19 protein-coding genes are annotated in these 24,213 nt (G+C 41.7%); 14 read left to right on the forward strand and 5 right to left on the reverse strand.

What is annotated here, in order from left to right; translation table 11 throughout:
* Positions 1-155 precede the first annotated feature (155 nt).
* The 3 genes from JF50_RS02050 to JF50_RS02060 all read left to right on the forward strand — a co-directional run bounded on the left by JF50_RS02050 (position 156) and on the right by JF50_RS02060 (position 3,769).
* Positions 156-2,159, forward strand: coding sequence for a methyl-accepting chemotaxis protein (locus JF50_RS02050; protein ID WP_039607844.1), 2,004 nt, complete (start codon positions 156-158; stop codon positions 2,157-2,159).
* 9 nt (positions 2,160-2,168) lie between these two features.
* Positions 2,169-2,528 carry a hypothetical protein gene (locus tag JF50_RS02055; RefSeq protein ID WP_039607845.1) on the forward strand — a complete coding sequence of 120 codons (360 nt, stop codon included), beginning with the start codon at positions 2,169-2,171 and terminating at the stop codon, positions 2,526-2,528.
* 476 nt (positions 2,529-3,004) lie between these two features.
* On the forward strand, positions 3,005-3,769 hold the full coding sequence (locus JF50_RS02060; RefSeq protein ID WP_039607846.1) for a class II glutamine amidotransferase: 765 nt from the start codon (positions 3,005-3,007) through the stop codon (positions 3,767-3,769).
* A 27-nt stretch (positions 3,770-3,796) separates the two neighbouring features.
* On the opposite strand, the gene JF50_RS02065 is transcribed toward JF50_RS02060, so the two are convergent.
* Genes JF50_RS02065 through purM form a run of 3 tightly spaced genes read right to left on the reverse strand, consistent with a single transcriptional unit; the run spans position 3,797 to position 6,202 of the window.
* Entirely contained in the window at positions 3,797-4,558 is a 762-nt protein-coding gene (locus JF50_RS02065; protein WP_200890371.1) for a DUF3108 domain-containing protein, read from the reverse strand.
* Positions 4,506-5,150, reverse strand: coding sequence for a phosphoribosylglycinamide formyltransferase (gene purN / locus JF50_RS02070; protein WP_039607847.1), 645 nt, complete (start codon positions 5,148-5,150; stop codon positions 4,506-4,508). The genes JF50_RS02065 and purN overlap by 53 nt, the downstream gene beginning before the upstream one ends.
* On the reverse strand, positions 5,150-6,202 hold the full coding sequence (gene purM, locus JF50_RS02075) for a phosphoribosylformylglycinamidine cyclo-ligase (RefSeq protein WP_039607848.1): 1,053 nt from the start codon (positions 6,200-6,202) through the stop codon (positions 5,150-5,152). The genes purN and purM overlap by 1 nt, the downstream gene beginning before the upstream one ends.
* A 361-nt stretch (positions 6,203-6,563) precedes the next feature.
* On the opposite strand from purM, the gene JF50_RS02080 reads away from it, so the two are divergent.
* From JF50_RS02080 to JF50_RS02090, 3 genes are all read left to right on the forward strand, one after another.
* The gene (locus tag JF50_RS02080; protein ID WP_039607849.1) at positions 6,564-6,806 is read left to right on the forward strand and encodes a YdcH family protein; all 243 of its coding nucleotides are present in this window, start codon (positions 6,564-6,566) and stop codon (positions 6,804-6,806) included.
* 86 nt (positions 6,807-6,892) lie between these two features.
* Positions 6,893-8,497 (forward strand): putative bifunctional diguanylate cyclase/phosphodiesterase, encoded by a 1,605-nt coding sequence (locus JF50_RS02085; RefSeq protein WP_235423388.1) that lies wholly within the window; start codon positions 6,893-6,895, stop codon positions 8,495-8,497.
* A 414-nt stretch (positions 8,498-8,911) separates the two neighbouring features.
* Positions 8,912-9,454 (forward strand): ABC transporter substrate-binding protein, encoded by a 543-nt coding sequence (locus JF50_RS02090; RefSeq protein ID WP_200890373.1) that lies wholly within the window; start codon positions 8,912-8,914, stop codon positions 9,452-9,454.
* Positions 9,455-9,461: 7 nt separating this feature from the next.
* On the opposite strand, the gene JF50_RS02095 is transcribed toward JF50_RS02090, so the two are convergent.
* On the reverse strand, positions 9,462-10,271 hold the full coding sequence (locus JF50_RS02095; RefSeq protein ID WP_039607851.1) for a DUF2989 domain-containing protein: 810 nt from the start codon (positions 10,269-10,271) through the stop codon (positions 9,462-9,464).
* Between the two features lie 330 nt (positions 10,272-10,601).
* Between JF50_RS02095 and JF50_RS02100 the strand changes: the two genes are divergently transcribed.
* The 8 genes from JF50_RS02100 to JF50_RS02135 all read left to right on the forward strand — a co-directional run bounded on the left by JF50_RS02100 (position 10,602) and on the right by JF50_RS02135 (position 22,484).
* Positions 10,602-12,044 (forward strand): glyceraldehyde-3-phosphate dehydrogenase, encoded by a 1,443-nt coding sequence (locus JF50_RS02100; RefSeq protein WP_039607852.1) that lies wholly within the window; start codon positions 10,602-10,604, stop codon positions 12,042-12,044.
* 181 nt (positions 12,045-12,225) lie between these two features.
* Positions 12,226-13,353, forward strand: coding sequence for a M14 family metallopeptidase (locus tag JF50_RS02105; protein ID WP_039607853.1), 1,128 nt, complete (start codon positions 12,226-12,228; stop codon positions 13,351-13,353).
* 66 nt (positions 13,354-13,419) lie between these two features.
* Positions 13,420-15,132: an alanine/glycine:cation symporter family protein gene (locus tag JF50_RS02110; protein WP_052262089.1), complete on the forward strand. Its 1,713-nt coding sequence runs from the start codon at positions 13,420-13,422 to the stop codon at positions 15,130-15,132.
* Positions 15,133-15,204: 72 nt separating this feature from the next.
* Positions 15,205-15,531 carry a hypothetical protein gene (locus tag JF50_RS02115; RefSeq protein WP_039607854.1) on the forward strand — a complete coding sequence of 109 codons (327 nt, stop codon included), beginning with the start codon at positions 15,205-15,207 and terminating at the stop codon, positions 15,529-15,531.
* Positions 15,532-15,533: 2 nt separating this feature from the next.
* Positions 15,534-15,815 carry a YeaC family protein gene (locus tag JF50_RS02120; RefSeq protein WP_039607855.1) on the forward strand — a complete coding sequence of 94 codons (282 nt, stop codon included), beginning with the start codon at positions 15,534-15,536 and terminating at the stop codon, positions 15,813-15,815.
* Positions 15,805-18,483, forward strand: a complete 2,679-nt coding sequence (locus JF50_RS02125; RefSeq protein ID WP_039607856.1) for a DUF349 domain-containing protein — start codon at positions 15,805-15,807, stop codon at positions 18,481-18,483. The genes JF50_RS02120 and JF50_RS02125 overlap by 11 nt, the downstream gene beginning before the upstream one ends.
* 569 nt (positions 18,484-19,052) lie before the next feature.
* Complete coding sequence (locus JF50_RS02130; RefSeq protein ID WP_080760070.1) at positions 19,053-21,863, forward strand: bifunctional aconitate hydratase 2/2-methylisocitrate dehydratase; 2,811 nt, start codon at positions 19,053-19,055, stop codon at positions 21,861-21,863.
* A gap of 399 nt (positions 21,864-22,262) precedes the next feature.
* Positions 22,263-22,484, forward strand: a complete 222-nt coding sequence (locus JF50_RS02135) for a hypothetical protein (protein WP_039607857.1) — start codon at positions 22,263-22,265, stop codon at positions 22,482-22,484.
* Positions 22,485-22,581: 97 nt separating this feature from the next.
* Here JF50_RS02135 and JF50_RS02140 read toward each other — a convergent pair whose 3' ends face one another.
* Positions 22,582-24,156, reverse strand: coding sequence for a serine hydrolase domain-containing protein (locus tag JF50_RS02140; protein WP_039607858.1), 1,575 nt, complete (start codon positions 24,154-24,156; stop codon positions 22,582-22,584).
* Positions 24,157-24,213 lie beyond the last annotated feature (57 nt).

Raw genomic sequence — 24,213 nt, forward strand, 5'->3', positions numbered from 1 at the left:
CAAGTGCTGAACCATATAAATGTGTGATTTAGGCAATTCGATGCGGTGAAAACTATGGCATTGTTCAGATTCGTTCAATTTTAGTGTCAAACTCGCCAATATGCAGATTGTTGACTATAAGTTTAATTACGTAGACATAAAATGATCATCACAATATGCAATTAACCGTTTCGGCTCGTGTAATGAGTGGGTTTACGGCAGTTGTAGTTTTAGCTTGCATTATTTATTTAGTAGCGCTGACAGGGAACATAACTATCGGTGGATCTGTTCAGAAGGTTTCCAAGCAAAGCGTACCCACGCTGATCTCTGGCAATAATATGTTGCAATCGGTTTTACTGTCCAGATTGTCGCTTACACAACTCGACCAAGCAGCGTCGATTGGTGCGATAAATGCAATTCGGACTGAGTACGATGAGCAAAGAACGATCAATGAAAGTGCGTTGAGTCGGTTGTCCGAATTGACCCAGTCTGAACTTGAGCTGAGTACGCCTTTTGATAATTCTAGAAAATTGAATTCGATTTTTTTTCAACGAGCAGATCAAGCATTTGATAACGCGATTAGTGCAATTAAGTTGAAAGAGAAAACATCTGAATTGGCAAGTGAGTTTGCAGATATGGGTGATGAAACGCTCAGCCTAGCTTACGACCTGGATGGCATATCTGATGATCAAAGCGTATCAGACACGGTAAATGCGCTCATTGAGAATGTTGAAGTGCTTGTTGACGAAGTGAACGCCGGGTTGGCCTCGAGTATCACGTTTGAAATCATGAATGTGACCAGCGTCGCTAAAGAGTCGATCGCGGAAATGGAAGGGCAGTTAGACAAGCTGAAGCAATCGCCTGATGTGGCCAATAGCCAGTCATTGACTGATATGGAGAGCAACTTTACCCAGTTCAGAGAAGCAATCGTGGGGTCAGATAATGCACTTAAATTAAGGATAGAGACATTAAATGAGAAAAAGCGCTTAAAAATCTTAATAGAAGAAGCTTCAATCACGGCGAATAAGTTACAAACGCAGCTGAAGGAGCTCAATGCACGTATTGTTAGGTCAACAGAGGAGGCGCAACAAGCGGCTGAAAATGCGATTGCAGAAAGCCAACAAGTCACCACAGTACTGACAGTGGTTATGATTTTATTGTCTGTGACAATCGCGTACTTTGTGATTAACAGTGTGCGTAAGCCTCTGCACTCGATTATTGAGACTATTAACACAGCTGCACAAGGCGATTTAACAGTGCAACTGACAGGCTTTAAAGAAGACGAGTTTGGTCAACTGGCTGCTAATATACAAAAGCTGATCACCACACTAGCATCAACCCTCAGAGATGTCACCAGCAACACCCAGTTGCTGGCGTCGACTGCTGAACAAACCAACATCATTGCAGAGCAAAGTTGCAGTAGTGCAACGCAACAGAGTGAGCAAATGAGCGCAATGAGCAGCTCTATCTCTGAAATGAAAGAGACAGTGAGCTCAGTCACCGACAGTATACATCGCACTTTGGAGCAAGTGCAGCAAGCAAGCTCTGAAGCAGCTTCTGGAGAAAGTTTGTTAGTGACCAATGTACAGAACATTAAAGGACTTGAGTCATCCATTGAGACTTCAGCTAATGCTATTAATCAACTCAGTAATGAGCTTGAAAACATTAATACTGTCCTTGCCGTGATCCGAAGTATTGCTGAACAGACTAATTTATTGGCACTGAATGCAGCCATAGAAGCTGCGAGGGCGGGAGAGCAGGGACGTGGTTTTGCCGTTGTAGCAGATGAAGTAAGAACATTGGCGAGCCGCTCACAGGATGCGACTGAAGAAATTGAGAAAGCCATTGCTGGTTTGCAAGATGGCGCTAAGGGGGCCGTGGATACCATGTCCAACTCACAACGTGAAACGCATACATGCGTAAGCGGGATTGAGGCTGTACAAGGCACGTTGGGCTCGATAGTCACCAGTGTTGAGACAATCAAAGATATGAGCCAACAGATAGCCGCAGCGTCTGAACAGCAGAGCTTAGCTGCGGTGAGCCAATTCGAAAATGTTCAGCATATGCATGACATCACTAATCTCAGCTCAAATCATGCACAAGAAAATAAGCAGGCGAGTCAGCAACTGGCACAAATGGCAGAAACACTCAGGCTGATGATGAGCCAATTTAAAACTTAGGAGATGAAAATGAAATTACTTTTAGCAATAGGGGCCGTATCACTGGTTTTAAGTGCTATGCCAGTAGAGGTTAAGGCCGGAACATGTGAAATCAAGTACCTCAGAACCGCATGTCCTGGTAAAGAGAAGATCAGTTATAAAAAGTGTAAGGGTAAGCAGCGCTGCTCTAAGTTTAAAGAAGCTGCAACAGCAGCAGAATGTGGAGAAATGGCAGTCAAGTCGTGCCGCAATAAACGCTTAACCATTACCGAGTCAAAAGTTATTACAGCGTTATTTGATGGACAGCAAATTAAAGCGAGTAATGGCAGTGAAGACTTTTGTACTGTGTATGACAAAGCGTCTGAAGAATTTAATAAGTGTGGTGGGTAATATAGTTTATCGCATTACGCATCCACATGCTTTGAACCATTTAATTTAGGCATATAGCTGAGCTAGATGCCTAAACAATAGTATTATTTAGTGTCCTTCTTTCTTTGCTGATGCTAATAGGCGGTATTTCAGCATTGGCCGTACTATTCTAATTTAGTGCAGGAGGCCAGCTCTTCTCTAACTACAGTGTTGTTAATTAAGCGCTACTTCAGATTGTTTCAAAGTAAAAAATTAGCCATAATCACCTCAATTTGATTTTATATTTGTGAGCAATCTTATCGTTGATTTTGCCGCTAGGGTACGTGTTATGACCTCGTATCATTTTTAGAGCCAATCGTAAGTTTGTATCAAGTTTTTTCAGATAAGCTGTTGCTTACATAATAAAAATTAAAACAGTGACCCAATGTGCGACCAGTGTGCATTTATTTAAACTGGGTCGATATTCAAGTTGCTGAAATTTATGGAATATATATAACATGTGTGAACTTTTAGGCATGTCTGCGAACGTGCCGACTGATATTTGTTTTAGTTTTTCTGGGCTATTAGAGCGCGGGGGGAATACAGGCCCTCATAAAGATGGTTGGGGGATCACCTTCTATGAAGGTAAAGGGTGCAGGACATTTAAAGATCCAGAGCCGAGTTGCCAGTCAGAAATTGCCAAACTCGTTAAAGCCTACCCCATTAAAAGTGTGTCAGTGATAAGTCATATAAGGCAGGGCAACCGGGGTAGAACATGTTTGGAAAATACACACCCTTTTACGCGGGAATTATGGGGCAGAGAAATCTCTTATGCGCATAATGGGCAGTTGTCGAATTATAAAGATTTAAAGCCTGAATACTACAAACCGGTGGGCAATACAGACAGTGAACTGGCTTTTTGTTGGATCCTAGATAAGATCCGAGAAAAGTACCCTAAAAAGCCATCAAATATGGCAACGGTGTTTCGCTATGCGGCAAAATTAGCCGATCAGCTTAGAGGCAAAGGTGTGTTTAACATGCTGTTGACCGATGGCGTGTATGTGCTGGCGTATTGTAGTAATAATTTGCATTGGATAACGCGTAGAGCGCCTTTCGGTAAAGCGACTTTGATTGATGCAGATATGGTGGTCGATTTTCAAAAAGAAACGACCCCCAATGACATTGTTTCTGTGATAGCAACTCGTCCACTGACCAATGATGAACAATGGACTAAGATGGAACCTGGTGAATCGGTGCTATTTAAGCTCGGGGAAAAGATGTAATAACAGGTGCTTAAGCACCTGTTATTTTTATTGTTTCATTGTTTGAGCGGTCATCTGAATTTGAAATTGCTCGACACCATCTTTGCCTTTCAGCATTTGCACCAGCATATAGTCATATTCTGGTGCAAACCAAGCCAGTGCATGGCGCTTGTTATTATCGTAGAGCCGCTTAACCTTGACGGTTTTTACATTGCCAATTGGCAATGTTATGGTCTCTTCACCAACGACTTTAAAATTGTACATGCGTACATTTCCATTTTTGTCGATGATCGGATAACTAAACTGGGTTTTACCTTGTTTAAGCTCTGTTCTAAGTTGGTTTTGGTAAGAAAGTACATCTTGTCGAGACTCATCCCACTCTACTTTTAAAGGATAGCTCTTTTCTTTAGAGAATAACTGTTTGTTATCGCGGTCGAACTTAATTTTAAAGCTTTTATCCGGCCGTGTGCCTTCACGGTTTAAACTGTAGTGCAGAGGTTTTGTTTGCCCATCTTCGAATTTGAATAGGCTTTGCTCAGTACGTTTTTCTGTGAAGATCATCCACTTCACGTCAGTCTCATAGCTCAGCGCGTAAGTATTATCGGCAACTTGAAGAAACTCTCTTGTTGCAGTGCCATGAATTTTTCCTTTTCTTAGTACATTATACTCGGCTGTGTATTCAGTGAGCGTAGAGGCATGAAGGGAAGAAGAGAAAACAGCGCTTAAGCCAAATAGCAAAGCGCTGTGAATTTTGATTTTAGCTGTAATCGACGCCTTGCGCTGGAAGGGGGTGTTTATCAAAAACTGCATAGTCTGCTTCCATTGTTAGTCTGTGTTCACTGAACCACTTGACCACCAAAGGATAAATGACATGTTCTTGTTCATGTACCCGCTTCGCTAAAGTCTCTGCACTGTCTTCTGGCAAAATGGCTACTTTTGCTTGGACAATTACAGGACCGCCGTCTAATTCTTCTGTTACGAAGTGAACACTAGCGCCGTGGTACGCATCATTTGCGTCAATTGCTCTTTGGTGGGTGTTCAGCCCTTGGTACTTAGGCAACAAAGATGGGTGAATGTTCAACATTTTCCCTTTAAATTTTTGCACTAAGTTAGGGGTTAGAATACGCATAAATCCAGCCAATACAACTAAATCTGGTTTACAAGAGTCAATTAATTTTGCCAGTTGTTCGTCATAAGCCTCACGACTGTCATAGTCTTTGTGACTTAAAACGTTTGTTTTGATCCCTGCTTGCTCTGCCCGAGTAAGGCCATAAGCGTCCGCTTTATTGCTGATGACAGTGACGATTTCGCCATTGATATTGCCAGATTGGCAATGATCAATAATCGCTTGTAAATTAGAGCCACTGCCAGAGATCAAAACAACGATCCGAGAGGGTGCCATTACTGGGCACCGCCTACGATTTCAACCTGCTCTTCACCTTCCACTGCATCTTGGATTTCACCAATATGCCAAGCGTTTTCGCCTTGAGCGGTTAGAATTTCTAAGCTCTGTGTTAGCTTATCAGCAGGAACAACTAAGATCATACCTACACCACAGTTGAATGTACGGTACATTTCATGCGTGCTGATGTTGCCGTTTTCTTGAAGCCAGTTGAAAATTGCAGGCCACTCCCAGCTATCGCCTTTGACAACCGCTTTTGCTGATTCAGGCAGTACGCGAGGAATGTTTTCCCAGAAACCACCACCAGTGATATGTGATAGTGCATGTACATCAACATCTTTTAGTAATTCAAGAATAGGCTTAACGTAAATGCGAGTAGGCTCAAGTAAATGTTCGCCTAGGGGTTTACCCGCATATTCTTCATTAGTATCCGCGCCAGAGACTTCTAACACTTTGCGAATTAATGAGTAGCCGTTTGAATGAGGTCCACTTGAAGCAAGCGCGATTAGCTGATCGCCTGCTTTTACCTTAGTACCGTCGATAATTTTTGACTTTTCAACAACACCAGTACAAAAGCCTGCCATGTCGTAGTCATCACCTTCGTACATGCCTGGCATTTCAGCTGTCTCACCGCCGATGAGTGCACAGCCAGAAAGTTCACAGCCTTTACCAATACCGCTTACTACATCAGCTGCTGTATCAACGTCTAGTTTGCCTGTTGCATAATAGTCTAGGAAGAAAAGCGGCTCTGCGCCTTGTACGATTAGGTCGTTTACACACATAGCGACAAGATCGATACCTACCGTGTCGTGTTTTTTCAGGTCAATGGCTAAACGAAGTTTAGTGCCCACACCGTCAGTACCAGCAACCAAGACAGGCTCTTTGTAACCTGTTGGAAGTTCACATAGTGCGCCAAAACCACCGATACCGCCCATTACTTCTGGACGACGTGTTTTTTTCACTACGCCTTTAATGCGCTCTACTAATGCGTTACCCGCATCAATATCAACGCCTGCGTCTTTGTAGCTCAGAGACTGTTTTTGTTCGCTCACAGGTTTTCCTCAAAATAACAGTATAGATTTGCTTAGAAACGCGCGTATTTTACAACAATTGCGCCCAAGCGGCTAGTTGAAATAAACGCTCAGGGCAACCTTGTTTGAAACTGAGGTTTAGGGAAAACAAAAAATAATACTTAGCGATTATGTTTCAAGGCATTAAGTGATATTTAACTTGCGGTAGATCAAGGCTGAAGCCGCATTTGAGCTTAGTATTTGTGATGTGGCATAGGGTGATAATCAGCGAATGGTTCATCTGGCTAAGGTGTGGTTAGGCCAAAATGGCGCGTGATTCCAAATTCAATGGAGAGGGGTTGCCAGTAGCTTTCTCTTTTACGTTTAGGCAAAAGGGTCGATTATGTGTATAGAGCGTTGTAGTTTAGTGAAAGAGCTACCCGAGTTTAAGTCCAAAATAGATGAGTTGATATTGACAGATGAGGAGTTTGCTAGGCTGTCAGAGGATTATCACGCACTTGAGCAACAGATAGTGGCATGCAAAAAAAGCAACGGGCCAATGTGTGAAGCGAAATTAAAAGAGCTAAAGAGCCGATGTTTTACGCTCAAAGATCGACTGTATATGCGTTTGAAGCATGGGACATGAATATGTATTTAAATTGGCTTGGCCAGCCAAGCAGAGTGAAAATAATAAACTATAATAAAGGCAAGTTTCGTTAACAGGCAGCGCTTTTGGAAACTTTGAGTCTTTGCTTAATTTTGATGGGGCTAATTTTTTTACTGCTATCAATTAAGCCTGCTGTAGAGATATGTGGCATAGCGCAATCGAAAGGGTGGTGGTTGCTCCTGTCGTTGATATGCATATTTACCTTTGGATACGCAAGTTTTGCTGCATATGTTTATTTAAGTGTTGATAGCTCACAAGTCGTTATGGCTTTTTCTCTTATCCTAGCTTTGGGCGGTTTATTTGTCATCGTTGTTGTGGACTTGGGGAAAACCAGCTTGGTTAGATTGCAGGCAGCTTTGGATCTGGAGAAATATAATGCGCAGCATGATCATCTAACTAAATTACAAAATCGTCCACAGTGTTTTGCTTCCATTGAGCAGAGAAAACAGCAGAAAGCAGACTTTGCTGTTGTTATATTTGACCTCAATAACTTAAAACAAATCAACGATGCCATGGGGCATTTTTTTGGTGATCAGCTTTTGGTTGCTTTTTCGGGGGCGATATCCAATAGTTTGCTGCCAGGCAGTGAACTGTTTCGGATTGGAGGAGATGAGTTTGCTGTGGTCAGTGAAGCCCGTAATGAATCGGCATTATTTGCGCAAAATAATGCCATTTTGAGTGCGCTACACAATGGCTTGGTGGTAGAGCAAACTGCGGTTGATGTCATATACAGCTCCGGCGCTATCCTCAGCAAACCCAGTGAAGATATTTCTGCATCTGAGTTGCTTAAGCGTGCCGATATTGCAATGTATGCAGCCAAAAGAAGTAAACAGAGTTTAGTGCTTTTTGATAAAACCTTGCATCAAGGTGTTGTATCTGAGTTTCACATGCTGAATGACTTTAAAGGCGCTTTGGCTCGGGGCGATTTAATGGTGTTTTATCAGCCGATAGTGGATGCGCAGAGTTCTATGATCCACGGGGTAGAGGCGCTGGTTAGATGGCCGTCAGACGATGGTAGTTATATCATGCCTGAACGCTTCATTCCCATTGCAGAAAAAAACAACATGATAAAGTACTTAAGTGCGTACGTTATCAATACTGTTTTCAGTGATTTAGATATGCTATTGAAACTCAATAGCAACTTGACGGTGCACATCAACTTATCTTGCCAAGATTTGTTAGGTAAAAACCTTATTAACGTATTAAATAGCCAAATTAGCAGCAAAAAAGTGGATCCAAGTCGTATCATATTTGAGCTCACTGAGAGTATGGTTATGACGGACGTCGAACAAACAAAAACGTTAATAGAGCAACTAATCGAAATGGGCTTTTCTGTTAGCATAGATGATTTTGGTACTGGCTTTTCGTCTTTTTCTATACTTAAAGAACTCCCTATATCACAAATTAAAATAGACAAATCTTTTGTCACTCAATGCCTTTTGGAAGACAAAGACCGTGCAATTATAGAAACGACCTTGTTTCTTGCCAAACGACTTGGCTGTTCGGTCGTTGCTGAAGGGGTTGAAAATGACGAGACCACACACTACTTAGCACAGCAGGGCTGTAAATATATTCAGGGTTATAATATCAGTGAACCGCTGGCACTTGGTGAAATAAAGCGCTGGATATCAAGTAATGGCTTAGTGCACACCGCGTTAAGGAAGTATTAAGGTTTCACCTTCTATACTGCTCGGCTTTTTCACTTTGAGTTGCCGCTAAAAGACAAGCTATTTATGTGTTTTATTAATCGCGGTTTAAATTTATTTTGTGAACTAAATCAATTCACTACTGCGTAACAACATTGAGTTTTTGGTATTTATTACCACAGCTATGAATGTGATTTACCAGTGGTGCGGTCCATTCTGTTTGGGAGAATGTATCATTCTGTAAAATCCCATACAATTTTTGACAACTTTTGCGATCATTAAACCGTAATATATGGCTTAGTTTACTCAGGTCTATAAAACTGTTTTGTTATCGTTAAATCCGCCTTTGCATTTGAGCCGTGCGAGGCGTAAATATTTTTTGAGGAATTAAAATTGAAAAAAGTCATCAGCTTTTTATTTTTACTTGTTTGCTCAACGATGGCTATGGCCAATGAGACTCCATATCAACTCATCAACCAGGTGGGTGAAGGACTCTTTGCGGACATAAAAAAAGTCAATGCAGGAGGCAAAGCAACATCAAAGGAAATGCGAAGTATTGTTAAAGCGCGATTAATGCCACATATTGATACGCGTTTTGTATCAAGAAAGTTACTTGGAAAACACATTAAAGGACTCAAACGCCAAGAAGCGATTAAGTTTATTGATGCAGTAACTCACTATCTAGAAGTAACTTATGCAAGTGCATTAATGCAGTATAAAGGGCAAGAAGTGGTGTTTGAGAAAGCGCCAGCGCCGGTAGACAGTAAATACGCTACGGTCAAGGCTGTGATTAAAGAAACTTCAGGCCCTGATATTGACCTGCATTTTAAGTTTCGCAAAGGAAAAGACGGTAGTTGGAAAGTCTATGACCTTGTCGCTGAGGGGATATCCTTACTTAGCGCGAAACAAAAAGAGATTGTTTCGCGCATTTCTCAAGTAGGCCTTGCGCAGGTTACTGAAGAGCTTAATAAAAAAGCCTAATCTACTTTTAACCACGAGGAGATAAAAACTTACCCGTTTCTATCTCCTCGCGGGTCTTAAGTGCTAGCTGATTTAATACACCGATACTTCTGCCGCGTGAGGTCAGTTCATGCTCTATATCGATGATGTCAATTTCTTTAAAACCTGAAAGTTGAGCAATTCTTGCAAAGGTATACGCATGTTTATATTTTTTCTGTTTGTAAAAAATACTTACCAGAGCTTTATATACCTCTAAATCAGGCGTTTGACCCGCTTGATTAAGCTCTAGCACGCGATACAGGAAGTCGATGGTTTTGTCATCGTCAAACTTCGCATAGTAGGTCGCCAAAAACATTTGTATTTCTTGGCTTTGACGTACATAAGGCTCATCTTCTTGGCGCAGCAATTTGTTCATTGCAAATTGACTGTTATTGCGTGACCAATGATAGTAAAGCAAACCCGGGTGTGAAGTTTGTTTCGTATCTTGGTAGATTCGATTCATTTCTTTCAAACTGGTGAGGTGGCCTTCAACGCGAGAAGTGGTCTTCTCTTTTAACTTAATGTGCTCAATTTTTGCCGCCAGTGACACACATTCATTATATGCTTCGAACTGTTTTAGGAGCTGGTATTTATTATCGTCAGTTGGGTCTTTGTACTCAACATAACGACCGATGATCACAGATGCTCTTTCCTCTTTACAATGACTGTCTTTATTTAAATCATTGCAAAAACCGGGGGTTTCCTCACACACCTTTGCCAATGTCAACGGTTCTTCACACCCACTCAGCTGTGTCAATAAAGAAGCGCCAATGATGGCTAGCATCCACTTATTAGCCATTGTTTATCCTACGTAATATTTAATCGCGCACAACATACCACTTTTGCTCCTTTCGAAACAGCCCAAACGCGTTGAACATCACTAACTTTGGTGTGTGGGCTGGCTACTTTACTACTAATTACCTAGTTTAGTCCGATATCACGAATAAGATATAAGTATATTTTCTCCAATGTTCGGAAAAAATAAGACATTTTTCTTGCTTTTAAGTGTTCCCTTTACGAAAACAAAAGGAAATGTACGGCTAAGAGTGGAGAATAATTGCAGATTAAATTAGAATGGCGGTGCCCAATAGGGCTATCCGTTCAAAAAATTGTTTATTAGGCAGAAAAAATGACCTTATCTCACGAGCAAGAATATCAAAATAGCTGGCAAGAACGCCAAGACTACGCTGAAAATATGCAACCTATCATTGGTCGCTTATACCGTAACTTGGGTGTTGAAATTGCGGTTTATGGCCGTCCACTTGTTAACACAAGCACAATTGACGTAATTAAAGCGCATAAAACAGTAGCACGTTTTGAAGAGACTAAATTGCGTCTTCGTGAAAGCTTCCCTTTCCTAGAAGCTATCAGCAAAATGGAGCTTGCACCTGGTCGTATCGATTTAGGTAAGTTAGCTTATGCATATATCTACAAAAATGCAGGTGAAGGCCGCTCTATCGAAGAGTATTTAAATGGCGAGCTTGCTGACTTATTAAATAAAGGCACAGGTCCAGAACCTCGCGATGTTGTATTGTATGGTTTTGGTCGTATTGGACGTTTATTAGCGCGCCTGCTTATCGAGCGCGGCGGCTCTCACGCTGATTTACGTTTACGTGCAATTGTTGTACGTGGTGGCCGTGATGGCGACCTTGAAAAGCGTGCAAGTTTATTGCGCCGTGATTCTATTCATGGTCCTTTTGACGGTTCAATTACCGTTGACCATGAGAAAGGCGCAATTAAAGCAAATGGTAATTACATTCAGGTGATTTACGCAAACTCACCAGAAGAAGTTGATTACACAAAGTATGGTATCGAAAACGCACTGGTTGTTGATAATACGGGTGTATGGAAAGACGAAGATGGTCTAGGCAAGCACTTAGCATCTAAAGGCGCGTCAAAAGTGCTACTTACTGCACCTGCTAAGGGCGACATCAAGAACATCGTTTACGGCGTAAACAACCTTGATATTCTTAACGAAGATAAAATTGTATCAGCAGCAAGCTGTACTACAAATGCTATCACGCCAGTGCTTAAAGCATTAAATGATAAGTTTGGTATAAAGAATGGTCACGTTGAAACTGTTCATTCGTACACAAATGACCAGAATTTAATTGATAACTACCACAAGGCTGAGCGTCGTGGTCGTAGTGCTGCATTGAACATGGTTATCACGTCAACGGGTGCTGCAAAAGCGGTTGCTAAAGCACTTCCAGAGCTTGCTGGTAAATTAACTGGTAACGCAATTCGTGTTCCAACTCCAAATGTTTCAATGGCAATTTTGAACTTAAACTTAAATGCAGAAACGACTGCAGAAGAGTTAAATGAGTTCTTACGTGAAACGTCATTATATTCAGATCTTCGCGATCAGATTGACTACACTGCATCTACTGAAATCGTATCAACAGATTTAGTGGGTAGCCGCTATGCAGGTGTTGTTGACTCTCAAGCAACAATCGTAGATGGCGATCGTGTTGTACTATATGTTTGGTATGATAACGAGTTTGGTTACAGCTGCCAGGTAGTTCGTGTAATGCGTGACATGGCGGAAGTTGCTTTCCCAAGCCTGCCATAATTTCGCTTTGACGATGAAAAAAGCCAGCATTTGCTGGCTTTTTTAGTTTTTGATCTGCGTTATGTATGATAGGCTTTTCAATGTTTTTAGCTACATTTGGCTAACATGAATAACAACTCATTGTTTAGCGAAGAAAGCGCAATGTTACGGCAAGAATCTTGCCATAAATTTTAGGGTATATATGAGAATTTCTAGTAATTTTGACAGTGGTAATATCAAGGTAATTTCGGCACAGCAGCCTCACGATATTCAACTTGAAATCAACAAAGACAACAACTCAGACTTCTTTCAGTGGTTCCACTTCCGTCTTGAGTCAACCCCTTTTGTAGAACATAAATTACATATCAACAATTTAAAAGCATCAGCATACCCTGAAGGGTGGGATGACTACCAAGCGGTTGCGTCATATGACAGACAAAACTGGTTCAGAGTGCCTACTTCGTATCAAGATGGCCAGCTCGTTATTGATTTTGAACCAGAGTACAGTCATACGTTTTTCGCTTATTTTGCTCCATACAGCTATGAGCGTCATCTGGACTTATTGTATTGGGCTCAAAGCCACGATGCATGTCAGATTGAAACACTTGGTGAAACAATTGATGGCAGAGATATCAGTTTACTCGTCGTGGGTGAGCCAAGTGAAACTAAGAAAAAGATATGGATCACGGCAAGGCAACATCCAGGTGAAACGATGGCTGAATGGTTTGTTGAGGGCTTACTGCACAAGCTATTAGACGATGAAGACCCACATGCAGCAGCATTGTTGTCAAAGTCGGTATTTTATATTGTTCCAAATATGAACCCAGATGGCAGTGTTCGCGGTCATTTAAGAACAAACGCAAATGGTGTTAACCTAAATCGTGAGTGGGAGACGCCGAGTGTTGAAAACTCGCCAGAGGTTTATTACGTACTTGAGAAGATGCGCGCGGTTGGTCTAGATATGTATTTAGACATTCACGGTGATGAAGCATTGCCATACAACTTTGTGGCTGGTAGCGAAGGGATCCCAAGCTATGATACCCGTCTTGAGAGCCTTGAAAACCAGTTTAAAGACGCGTTACTGGCGATTACCCCAGATTTCCAAGATGTGTATGGCTATCCGAAAGATGAACCAGGTCAAGCGAATTTAACCGTTGCTTCTTGCGCAGTAGGCGAAGAGTTTAAAGCACTGTCTTATACAATTGAAATGCCATTTAAAGACAATGCAGACTTACCAGATCCTCATTATGGTTGGTCTGATAGACGCTCTTACCAATTTGGACAAGATACGTTATCAGCAATAGTGAAAGTAGTTGATAACCTAAGATAATCAAAAATTAAGGCAGCCTGTAAGGTTGCCTTTTTTAATATAACAACAATTAAAAGAGGATAAGTTGTGGACGTATTAGGAAGTTTTCTTGATAGCTTAGATGCCATGCTAGGGGGCTCGTGGTGGTTTCCCTATGTATTACTGGGGGTGGGGTTCTTTTTCACAGTATATTTAAAGTTCCCGCAAATTCGCTATTTTAAACACGCTTGCCGAGTGGTCTCTGGTAAGTATGATAAACAGTCTCATGAAGGTGATACGACACACTTCCAGGCATTATCAACTGCATTATCCGGTACGGTCGGTACGGGTAATATTGGTGGAGTGGCACTGGCGATATCTATCGGTGGTCCTGCTGCTTTATTTTGGATGTGGATGACTGCATTCTTCGGCATGACAACCAAGTTTGTGGAAGTGACCTTGTCACATAAATACCGTGTTAAAACAGAGGATGGCACCATGGCTGGTGGTCCAATGTATTACATGGATAGACGATTAAACATGAAATGGCTGGCCGTGCTATTCGCGATTGCAACGGTTATTAGCTCTTTCGGTACAGGCAGTTTGCCACAGATAAATAATATCGCTCAGGGTATGGAAGCCACTTTTGGGTTTGAAAGGATGGCTACAGGTGCGGTGTTATCTATTTTACTCGCCCTGGTTATTTTAGGGGGTATCAAGCGCATTGCAGCGATCACGTCAAAAGTAGTACCTATTATGGCGGCTGTCTATATTTTAGGTGCTTTTGCCGTTATTTTTTACAATATTGAAAATATTGGCCCATCTTTCGCGTCTGTTTTTACTAATGCATTTTCTGGTTCAGCGGCTGCCGGTGGCTTCTTAGGCGCATCGTTTGCATACGCTTTTAACCGTGGTGTAAACCGTGGCTTATTCTCTAATGAGGCAGGTCAAGGTTCTGCGCCAATAGCGCACGCATCAGCAAAAGCAGATGAGCCGGTATCTGAAGGGATGGTCTCTATTTTGGAGCCTTTCATTGACACCATTATCATTTGTACTTTAACTGGTTTGGTTATTTTGTCTTCTGGGGTTTGGACTGAGAAGTTTGAAACCGAATTTGAACGCTCTTCGATGACTTTCATTAAAGGAAATTATGATGAGGCCAATGAAGCGGATAGAGCAGAGCTGTATAAATACCTAAACGGATACGCAGACCATAAGGTTGAGGAGTACAATGGTGCTATTCAGGTTGTGCAAGGTATCGCAGTCAATAAGGATTTCACAGTTATCCATTCTCGCTCTATCGGTGAAGATATTCGTTTTGGGATAACGGATAAACACCAGTACACCGGCACAGTCGAAATTGAAGGGGGGCTCCCAGCGGATCCGAGTATATCTGTTCAGGGTAAATCACTCGTTCATTCGGCCGAGCTGACGACCAAAGCATTTACTCGAGGGTACTTTGGCGACAGTGGTAAATATATCGTATCTATTGGCCTATTGTTATTTGCATTCTCTACAGCCATCGCCTGGTCATATTATGGTGACAGAGCGATGACTTACCTTTTAGGCCCGCGTTCGGTGATGCCATATCGTGTATTTTATGTTGCAGGTTTCTTTTGGGCATCGTTTGCAGACACAACCTTAGTATGGAAGTTAGCAGCGGTGGGGATCGTAGTAATGACGTTACCAAACCTATTCGGTATTATGGTTTTAAGAAAAGAGATGAAAGAAACCGTTGATGACTACTGGGAAAAGTTTGAAAATGGAAAAGGTCAAGCGTCAGATGACGATAAAATAGAGAAATCTCGCGATTTCCAGTAAGACAAAGTAGCTCAAAACAAGTAGAATAGGGCGCCATATGGCGCCTTATTTTTTATTCGGAGTAACGAAAGTATGGCAATAGCCCAATGCCCGAGTTGTAATAAACCTATTTCATCAAAGCACACGGTTTGTCCGCATTGTGACGTTGAGATTGGAAAAATAAGTGATGACGAACTTCGTCGAATTGCGGTCAAAAACCGTATAAAGAAACAGCAGAGTATTATGAATTACTCGTTTCTGGCTTTGATTTTATTTTTGGGTGGTTTTTTATACCTATATTGGCAGCACCCAGTTGAAGGCAGTATTGAAATGTATGCTGCAAAATCCGCGATTGGCGTTGGTATGGTTTGGTACCTTATCAATCGTGTGATATTGGTTATTTTGAAAAAGAAAAAGTGACGATGAATGTAGATAATTTGGTAAGTAACATTACCCCAGAAGTATTCGAACGCTTACAGTATGGTGCCTCTACAGGTCGTTGGCCTGACGGTACTGAACTGACAGAAGCACAAAAAGAGCAAACTGTTCAACTCGTCATGTTGTACCAGGCAAAAGTCGCTAAATCGAACGAGCAATTTACGATTAATGAAAATGGCGAGATGGTTCAAAAGTCTAAACGCGAATTGCAAAAAGAATTTAAAGCAGAAAACGAAATAGCTAGGTTCACTGAAAATGATCTTTAAACACTTATTTACACCTAAATGGAAGCACCCTAAGGCGCAAGTGCGCTTAGCGGCGGTGGATAAATTAGACACAACCAAGGATGTCGAAGCACTAACAACGCTAGCCCTAGAGGACGACTCAATTCAAATAAGAAAAAAAGTCCTTAATAAGATTGATGATTTAGGCTTGTGGTGGAAAGTCTACAAGCAAGATCAAGAGCTTAAAGACATTGCCGAACAACATATTAGCCAAGCAGTCTTATCAGGCTCGAATATGCTGAGTAATGATATTCGTGAAGAGTACATCGATAGGTATGCACCGCAAAAAACGCTAGAAAAGTTAGCATTTTCTGATATTGCACAGCCACAGCGCGTAAAATTGTTGAAGCGTATTGCAAACGCACGCCTAATTGAAAAAGCGTTTAAAGAGGGTGAAGAAGCACTGCAAGTTGCACTGCTGGAGCTCGTGTATCAATATGACTTAACCAAAGCCGTGCTGAAAAGCGCGAAAGGTGATGCGAAAGGCCAGTTAGACTCACATCTGGAGCAGGCGCGATTGGCGAAAGTTATGCCAAAACAAGTTGCTGAGCAGGTTAAATTGATACTTGCGAAATTTAATGCTCTGAGAGAGAAGCTAGACTACCAAGTGGTTAATACTCAATTTAATGAATTGGGACAGCAGTGGCAGAGTCTTGAATTAAAGTGGCTTGATGAAGAAACACTCAATGTGCAGTCAAGTAAGTATCAAGTATTAACCGAAAAGTTGACGGCTCACATTGAAAAGCTCAAAGCGCAATTTGATGCAGATTTGGCTGCGAAAAAAGCACAAGAAGAAAAGCAGCAAGCACTCGCTGACTACACGAAAAAGGTAGATGCGTTTGAAGCCGTTTTAAATGAGGCTGTCAGTAAGCTAGATGTTGAATCACAGGCGGCTCTTCAGAGTCAATTTGAACAACTTCAAAGTATGCTAAGTGAGTCTGAATACAAAACAGAGGTCACAAGTTTATTACAGCGCTTGACCAAGTTAGAAACATTACTAAATACACTGCCTGAGATGATCGCAGCGACGAAAGAGTTTCAAGTTACGCTTGAGCAACTGAAACAAATCGAAGCGAGTGATGATTTAGCACAATTAGACGCATTACTAGCGACGCAAAAGTCTGCATATCAGGCATGTAATGCCGTATTAAAGTCTTTGCCTAGCGAGTTAAAGCAAAATGCGAAAAGCGAGCTTGCTGAAGCGTCCAAAGTATTTTTAGATGCAATGAAACCTTTGGTTGATCAGCAACAAAAGTTACTAAAAGAAGCACGCAAGAAAGCGCGTGATGTGCAAAGGCTAATTGAGCAAGGTCGTTTCAACATCGCCTTTGGTGTCTTTAATGGTTTGTCTGAAAACTATGAGTTGTTAACTGAATCACACAAAGAGCAAGTAAGTAAACAGTACGAAAGCTTGCAAGCACAATTGGCTGAATTTAAAGATTGGCAAAAATATGCTTCAGCGCCGAAGCGCACAGAACTATTGGCGCACCTAGAAGAAAAGTTGGCAGAAACTGACATTGATCCTAAAGTGCGTGCTGCTGATGTTAAGATGTTACGTATTCGATGGAATGAACTTGGACGCATAGAAAGTGAAGAAGAGAAGCAGCAAGCTCAAGTATTCGATGAAAAAATTGAATTGCTGTTTGCACCATGTCGAGCGTATTTTGCTGAACAAGAAGAAGCGCGTAAACAAGTGATTGTTGAGCGTGAAAAGCTGATCAATCAAATGAAAGAGCTAGAGCAGTTCTCAGTGGAAGAAGAGGGCGGCTGGCGTAAGCTGGAAAGCCAATTTAATCGTATAAACAAGCTGTGGCGCGGTGCGGGTAGTCTAGATTCACAGACTTACCAAGCTTTGAACGGACAATATCGTGATGCATATGCACAGGTGAATGGACGACTTAAAGCGCATCATCAAAACAATGCTGAACAAAAACAAGCGCTTGTTGATGAAGCTTTGGCTCAAGTTGAAAACGAGAATGTAGCTGAAGCGTGTGAAGTGCTTAAAACACTGCAAAAACAGTGGCAAGGTATTGGCTTTGCGGGCAGTAAGAGCGAGCATGTTTTATGGCAGTCATTTAGAAAGCATAACGATGCCGTTTTTGCGAAACGTGAAGAAATGGCTGCGCAGCAAAAGCGTGAAAATGCCGCGTTAGAAACACAGCAGCGCCAAGAGTTAGCGAATTTTGATAATTTAGTGATTGAAGCTAAAACGCAGTCAGAGCTTACTCAGCTACAAGAGCAGATCAGCGGTCTGGATGTGCTGGGTGGTCTAAATAAAATTAAGAAGTCTTTACTTGAGCAAGTTGACGTTAAGCTGAACGAACTGTTTTCGACATTGAATCGTGAAAAGTTCTCTGAGTTAGTCAGTGCTGTTGAAAACAATCAAGAAATTCCAGCATGCTGGCAAGGTAAAAATGTATCTGGGATAAGTGCTGCGCAGTTGCTATTAAGGTTAGAGATCCTCACAAATATAGAGTCTCCAGCAGATGACCAGCAGGCGAGAATGGCTGAGCAGGTTGCATTATTAGATGAGAAGCTTCAAGGTGAGTCTCACAAACTTGATTTTTACTTGGTCAGCTATTTTGCGCAAGCTAAGATTGAAGGTATTGAGTTTGACTCAAGCAGAATCTTAAGTGTATTAAACGCATAATGTTAAAGGGCCCTGTTTAGGGCCTTTTTCTTTTCTATCTCGTGTCGTTGACGTCGAGTATAAAATCACATTTTTTCTTCATGCATTGCTCACAGCTTTACTTTGTTTTATTTTTATCAATTAAAAGTTTCTCGCCTTTTTAATCAATTGCAGTGGTTTTAATTTTTGGTATTGTTTTGAACAGCAAGTTCACCTTACCCTTTTGAATTTATTGATTCAATTTCATCTATTTATATTTCTAGAGTATATGTAAAGTTGTTTGTGATGAAGCTTATGTATTCAATTGTGCAGTTATTGTCATTAATGGGTTTGAAATTGGGCGCTCTGTCATCTACTTTTAGCGAGGAACGTGACAAATATTTATCTCGGAAATAATAATCATTATCACATAATTGGTATTTATACCGCCCATTAACTTTATAAATTAGCGTAACCTAGTGAATTTAGTGTATTTTGCGGCGCAAACTAATACTAAAAAGTGCTTTTTAGTTAAATGATTACTAGCGCTTTAAATTTAGGGTAAAATAACCCTGATTTATATATGCGTATTACTGCCTGACGAGGTTCATATGAGTTTGTATACTGAGTACTTGGAAGAAATCCAAACCCGTAAAACGGAACTTGGACTTAACCCAAAACCAATTGATAGCGCTGATCTGCTATCAGAAATTATCGCCCAAATTAAAGATACAGAGAACGAGCATCGCGAAGATTCTCTTAAATTCTTCATCTACAACACACTTCCTGGCACAACTAGCGCAGCTGGTGTAAAAGCACAATTCCTAAAAGAAATCATTCTAGGTGAAGAAACTGTCGCTGAAATCTCAGCTGAGTTTGCTTTTGAACTACTTTCACATATGAAAGGTGGTCCTTCAATTGCTGTGCTTCTTGACCTTGCGCTTGGCAATGATGAAGCAGTTGCAAAGCAAGCTGCTGATGTACTTAAAACACAAGTATTCCTATACGATGCGGATACTGCTCGCCTACAAGAGGCTTTCAAAGCAGGTAATGCCGTTGCTAAAGATATTTTAGAAAGCTACGCGAAAGCGGAGTTCTTCACTAAGCTTCCTGATGTTGCTGAAAAAATTGAAGTTGTTACTTTCATCGCGGGTGAAGGTGATATTTCTACTGACTTACTTTCTCCAGGTCACCAAGCGCACTCACGTGCAGACCGTGAACTTCACGGCCAATGTATGATCACACCTGAAGCACAACAAGAAATCGTTGCGCTTAAAGAAAAGCACCCTAACGCGAAAGTGATGCTTATCGCAGAAAAAGGCACAATGGGTGTTGGTTCTTCACGTATGTCTGGTGTGAACAACGTAGCACTTTGGGCAGGTACTCAAGCAAGTCCATATGTTCCATTCATCAACATCGCGCCAGTGGTTGCTGGTACTAACGGCATTGCACCTATCTTCCTAACTACGGTTGATGTAACCGGCGGTATTGGTCTTGACCTTAAAAACTGGGTTAAGAAAGTAGATGCTGATGGCAACACAGTGACTGACGAAAATGGCGACCCAGTATTAGAAGAAGCGTACTCAGTAGCAACTGGGACTGTGCTTACTATCGATACTAAAGCTAAAAAGCTTTTCAACGGTGAAGAAGAACTAGCAGATATCTCATCTGCGTTCACACCACAAAAAGTTGAATTCATGAAAGCGGGTGGTTCTTACGCAGTGGTATTTGGTAAGAAGCTTCAAACACTAGCGGCAGAAACGCTAGGTGTTGATGCGCCGACTGTGTATGCACCTTCAAAAGAAATTTCACACGAAGGTCAAGGCCTAACAGCTGTTGAGAAAATCTTTAACCGTAATGCGGTAGGCGTTGCTTCAGATGCACCACTACACGCTGGTTCTAACGTTCGTGTTAAAGTGAACATCGTAGGTTCACAGGATACAACGGGCCCTATGACGTCACAGGAGCTTGAAGCAATGGCTGCTTCAACGATTTCTCCACTTGTTGACGGTGCATACCAGTCTGGTTGTCATACAGCGTCTGTATGGGATAAAAAAGCGCAAGCGAACATTCCAAAGCTAATGGCATTCATGAACAAGTTCGGTCTTATCACAGCGCGTGATCCGAAAGGTATCTACCACTCAATGACTGACGTTATCCACAAAGTACTGAATGACATTACAGTGGACGACCGTGCTATTATCATTGGTGGTGACTCGCATACGCGTATGTCTAAGGGTGTAGCCTTCGGTGCTGACTCTGGTACTGTTGCACTTGCATTGGCAACGGGTGAGTCTGCAATGCCAATTCCTGATTCTGTAAAAGTTACCTTCAAAGGTAAAATGGCAGAGCACATGGACTTCCGTGACGTTGTACACGCAACTCAAGCGCAAATGCTTAAGCAATTTGGCGGCGAGAACGTGTTCCAAGGTCGTATCATCGAAGTACACATTGGCACACTCATGGCTGACCAAGCGTTCACCTTCACTGACTGGACTGCAGAAATGAAGGCGAAAGCGTCAATCTGTATTTCAAACGACGAAACGCTTATCAAGTCAATTGAATTGGCTAAGAGCCGTATCCAGATCATGATCAACAAGGGTATGGAAAACGAAGCGAAGACACTACAAGGTCTTATCGATCTTGCTGACGAGCGCATTGCAGGTATCAAGTCTGGTGAGCAACCAGCGCTTGCACCAGATGACAACGCGAAGTACTACGCAGAAGTTGTGGTTGATCTTGACGAAATCGTTGAGCCAATGATTGCTGACCCTGATGTAAACAACGAAGACGTATCTAAGCGTTATACGCACGATGTAATTCGTCCAGTTTCATTCTACAACGATAAGCCAGTCGATCTTGGTTTCGTTGGTTCTTGTATGGTTCACAAAGGCGACATGCAAATCATCGCACAGATGCTACGTAACCTTGAGAAGCAAAATGGTTCGATTGAGTTTAAAGCGCCTCTAGTTGTTGCGCCGCCAACATATAACATTGTTGACGAGCTTAAAGCGGAAGGTGACTGGGAAGTGCTTGCTAAGTACGCTGGTTTTGAATTTGATGATGAAAAGCCAAAAACAGCAGCACGTACTAAGTATGAAAACATCCTTTACCTAGAGCGCCCTGGGTGTAACCTTTGTATGGGTAACCAAGAAAAAGCTGAACCTGGTGATACAGTAATCGCAACGTCTACACGTCTATTCCAAGGCCGTGTTGTAGCTGATACATCAGAGAAGAAAGGTGAGTCACTACTTGGTTCAACACCATTAGTAGTACTTTCAACTGTATTAGGTCGTTTCCCAACGATGGACGAGTACAAAGCTGCGGTTGAAGGTATCGACCTAACAGCATTTACTCCGCTTGAAGAAGAACTAACAACTAAGTTTGGTTCTGAGCAAGCAGTACCAGTTAAAGTCGTTTAATCTATACAGATTGACTTATAAAAAGCGCGTTTCAAACGCGCTTTTTTTATGGCTGAATTTTAAGGATGCCAGCACAAGCTTCAATTCATCCTCATTTGTTTGGTATCAGGATGCGACTCCTATTACTGCCCATCACGTATGTAACGTCATTCAGCATTTATAGCTTTATATGTTTGTTGTTTTTTTAAGAAATACAGCTGTTGCTCGTCTCGGTTCATCATGAAAAGAAAAGGGCGATACATTAATCTAAAGTCGAATATGATGGGTATTTTTACGTTGTAAGTCTAAACTTTACTTCTGCACAATCGTTATATAGTAACATAAGTTGTATGTTCTACTGTTCCAAAGGTGCAGTTCAGTACTTTTCATTACGCGCTAATATAAAGGAGTCTGGGTATTATGAATGATCACAGCAGTTTTTATTTTCAAAGTTATGAGCAGTGGCGCCATGCAATCACTGTGCGATGCAAAATTCATTTGACCGCTGAATATGCAAGGACTCGTATTAATGCTTTGAGCGATCCAACAGACCTTCATACGCAAGAGTTTTCGGCTAAGTATGGAGATGCCTACTTAAAGCAGGTCATCGCTTGGTTCACACGTGCTGAGCAAAATGCATAGCTGCTATTTTAGCAGTGTGCGAGCGGGGGATGAGTGAGACCTGAAATAAAATGATGATTTTAGGTGATCGAACAGGTTGTGTTCGACCACCCTCATCTTAAAAGTGCTTATTATAACCCATCTCTTCAAGTGCCACTAAAACCGCTTCAACAAACATCCAATGTGCCTCAGTGCCAAACTGACTATCCCAAGCGATAATTCTGATGTTATAGGGCTGAAAATCGAAGGCTAAGGCGCCCCAAGAGCCTGCGTGACCAATCATTTTAATTTGCGTGTCATAGCCATCAAGCTCGCCAAGAGCGGACTGTAATCCTAGGCCATAAAACTCAGACCCTTGTTCATTAGTCGGTATTTTCCAAGACAGCCACTGTGCGTGTAATTGTGGGTCTTGAATAAGAGTGCCATCATGTATCGCGCGGTAGAATTTATTTAAATCCCCCAACGTTGAGACAACGCCGCCACCTGCCCAAGCAAAGGAGGTATTCATCTGAATTGCAGGTATATTATGATTACCATAAAAGTACTCTGGATAGTCTCTGTCATGGTTTTCTTTGCTAAGAATATAGTAATGGTCGACAGGTGCGAGGCCTTTATGGTCCTCATAAAAGTCCATAAAAGTATTGTCCATTGCCAATGGGGCAAAAACCAGTTGATCCATTAATTTGTGTAAGGGAGCTTTACCTATTTTTTCTAATACAATACCCAGCAACACAGCGTTACTGTCAGAATATACGTGATGTTCTCCTAGAGTGGATTGTAGATTATGAGTTAGTTTTCGATCGAGCATGTCTTTTAGTATGTCTTTTGGGTTCCACATTTGCGTATCTTGATGCGTGCCTTTCAGTGCACTGTCTAACGCCAAATAGTCCGGTGACATAGGATCATTGAGATAAGATATATAATCTTTAATGCCGGTACTTTGATCGAGTAATTGGCGAATGGTAATTTCTCCACCTCGTTTCACACCATTGTGCTCGTGTAGATCGGCCACTTGGTAGCCTGTTGGCATATCTGAGTCCGTCAGTAACTCTGACAGTTGAGTATCTAAGTCAAACTTGCCCATCTCTATCATTTTCAGCGTGACAGCAGCCGTTACTGTTTTTGTAATACTCGCAACTCTAAATGGGTGTGAGGGCGTCATTTTTAGTTGTTCTTTCACATTGGCAAAACCGGTGGCGCCTTGCCATGTATAGTCTAAGTCATTAAAAGTCACAGATAGTGCCATATTGGCAATCAGTGGCTGGTGCATTTTATATAGGCTGTCCATTAATTTGGTGAGTGCTGGTTCGGCGAATTCGTGGACAGGTTTAACTTCGATATTGATGGTTGCCTGAGATTGGCTGCCTTGTTTATCCACAGCTGTTAGACGAAATTGATAATGTCCTGGTAGCTTCGGCGCTAAAAACCGAGTAGAGGCTTTATTGGGGTTTTCAATGACGGCTTGTGCCTGCCCACCAATTTGTTGCCACTGTAGCATATCGAGGTTGTTTTCATTGTCGCTCACTGTAGCAGACAAAATGCCCTGACTATTTTGAATGACAGAGAACTTAGGTGTGCTTATTTGAATATTGGGCGCGGTGTTTTCATTATTTGAGCCACATGCGGCCAAATTGGTTAAGGTGAATGTGAGAAGCGCTAAGCGCACATATTTATTCGTATGTGATTGAATCATTGAGTCTAACCTCAGGTTTATTAATGTTGTATTTATAAAATATATGAGCATAGCTTT

The sequence above is a fragment of the Pseudoalteromonas luteoviolacea genome, assembly GCF_000814765.1.
Lineage (GTDB): Bacteria > Pseudomonadota > Gammaproteobacteria > Enterobacterales > Alteromonadaceae > Pseudoalteromonas > Pseudoalteromonas luteoviolacea_H.

Coding starts and splice junctions, on each gene's coding strand:
- JF50_RS02050 (WP_039607844.1), top strand. CDS start 156: ATGCAATTAACCGTTTCGGCTCGTGTAATGAGTGGGTTTACGGCAGTT.
- JF50_RS02055 (WP_039607845.1), top strand. CDS start 2,169: ATGAAATTACTTTTAGCAATAGGGGCCGTATCACTGGTTTTAAGTGCT.
- JF50_RS02060 (WP_039607846.1), top strand. CDS start 3,005: ATGTGTGAACTTTTAGGCATGTCTGCGAACGTGCCGACTGATATTTGT.
- JF50_RS02065 (WP_200890371.1), bottom strand. CDS start 4,558: ATGCAGTTTTTGATAAACACCCCCTTCCAGCGCAAGGCGTCGATTACA.
- purN (WP_039607847.1), bottom strand. CDS start 5,150: ATGGCACCCTCTCGGATCGTTGTTTTGATCTCTGGCAGTGGCTCTAAT.
- JF50_RS02080 (WP_039607849.1), top strand. CDS start 6,564: ATGTGTATAGAGCGTTGTAGTTTAGTGAAAGAGCTACCCGAGTTTAAG.
- JF50_RS02090 (WP_200890373.1), top strand. CDS start 8,912: ATGGCTATGGCCAATGAGACTCCATATCAACTCATCAACCAGGTGGGT.
- JF50_RS02095 (WP_039607851.1), bottom strand. CDS start 10,271: ATGGCTAATAAGTGGATGCTAGCCATCATTGGCGCTTCTTTATTGACA.
- JF50_RS02100 (WP_039607852.1), top strand. CDS start 10,602: ATGACCTTATCTCACGAGCAAGAATATCAAAATAGCTGGCAAGAACGC.
- JF50_RS02105 (WP_039607853.1), top strand. CDS start 12,226: ATGAGAATTTCTAGTAATTTTGACAGTGGTAATATCAAGGTAATTTCG.
- JF50_RS02115 (WP_039607854.1), top strand. CDS start 15,205: ATGGCAATAGCCCAATGCCCGAGTTGTAATAAACCTATTTCATCAAAG.
- JF50_RS02120 (WP_039607855.1), top strand. CDS start 15,534: ATGAATGTAGATAATTTGGTAAGTAACATTACCCCAGAAGTATTCGAA.
- JF50_RS02125 (WP_039607856.1), top strand. CDS start 15,805: ATGATCTTTAAACACTTATTTACACCTAAATGGAAGCACCCTAAGGCG.
- JF50_RS02130 (WP_080760070.1), top strand. CDS start 19,053: ATGAGTTTGTATACTGAGTACTTGGAAGAAATCCAAACCCGTAAAACG.
- JF50_RS02135 (WP_039607857.1), top strand. CDS start 22,263: ATGAATGATCACAGCAGTTTTTATTTTCAAAGTTATGAGCAGTGGCGC.
- JF50_RS02140 (WP_039607858.1), bottom strand. CDS start 24,156: ATGATTCAATCACATACGAATAAATATGTGCGCTTAGCGCTTCTCACA.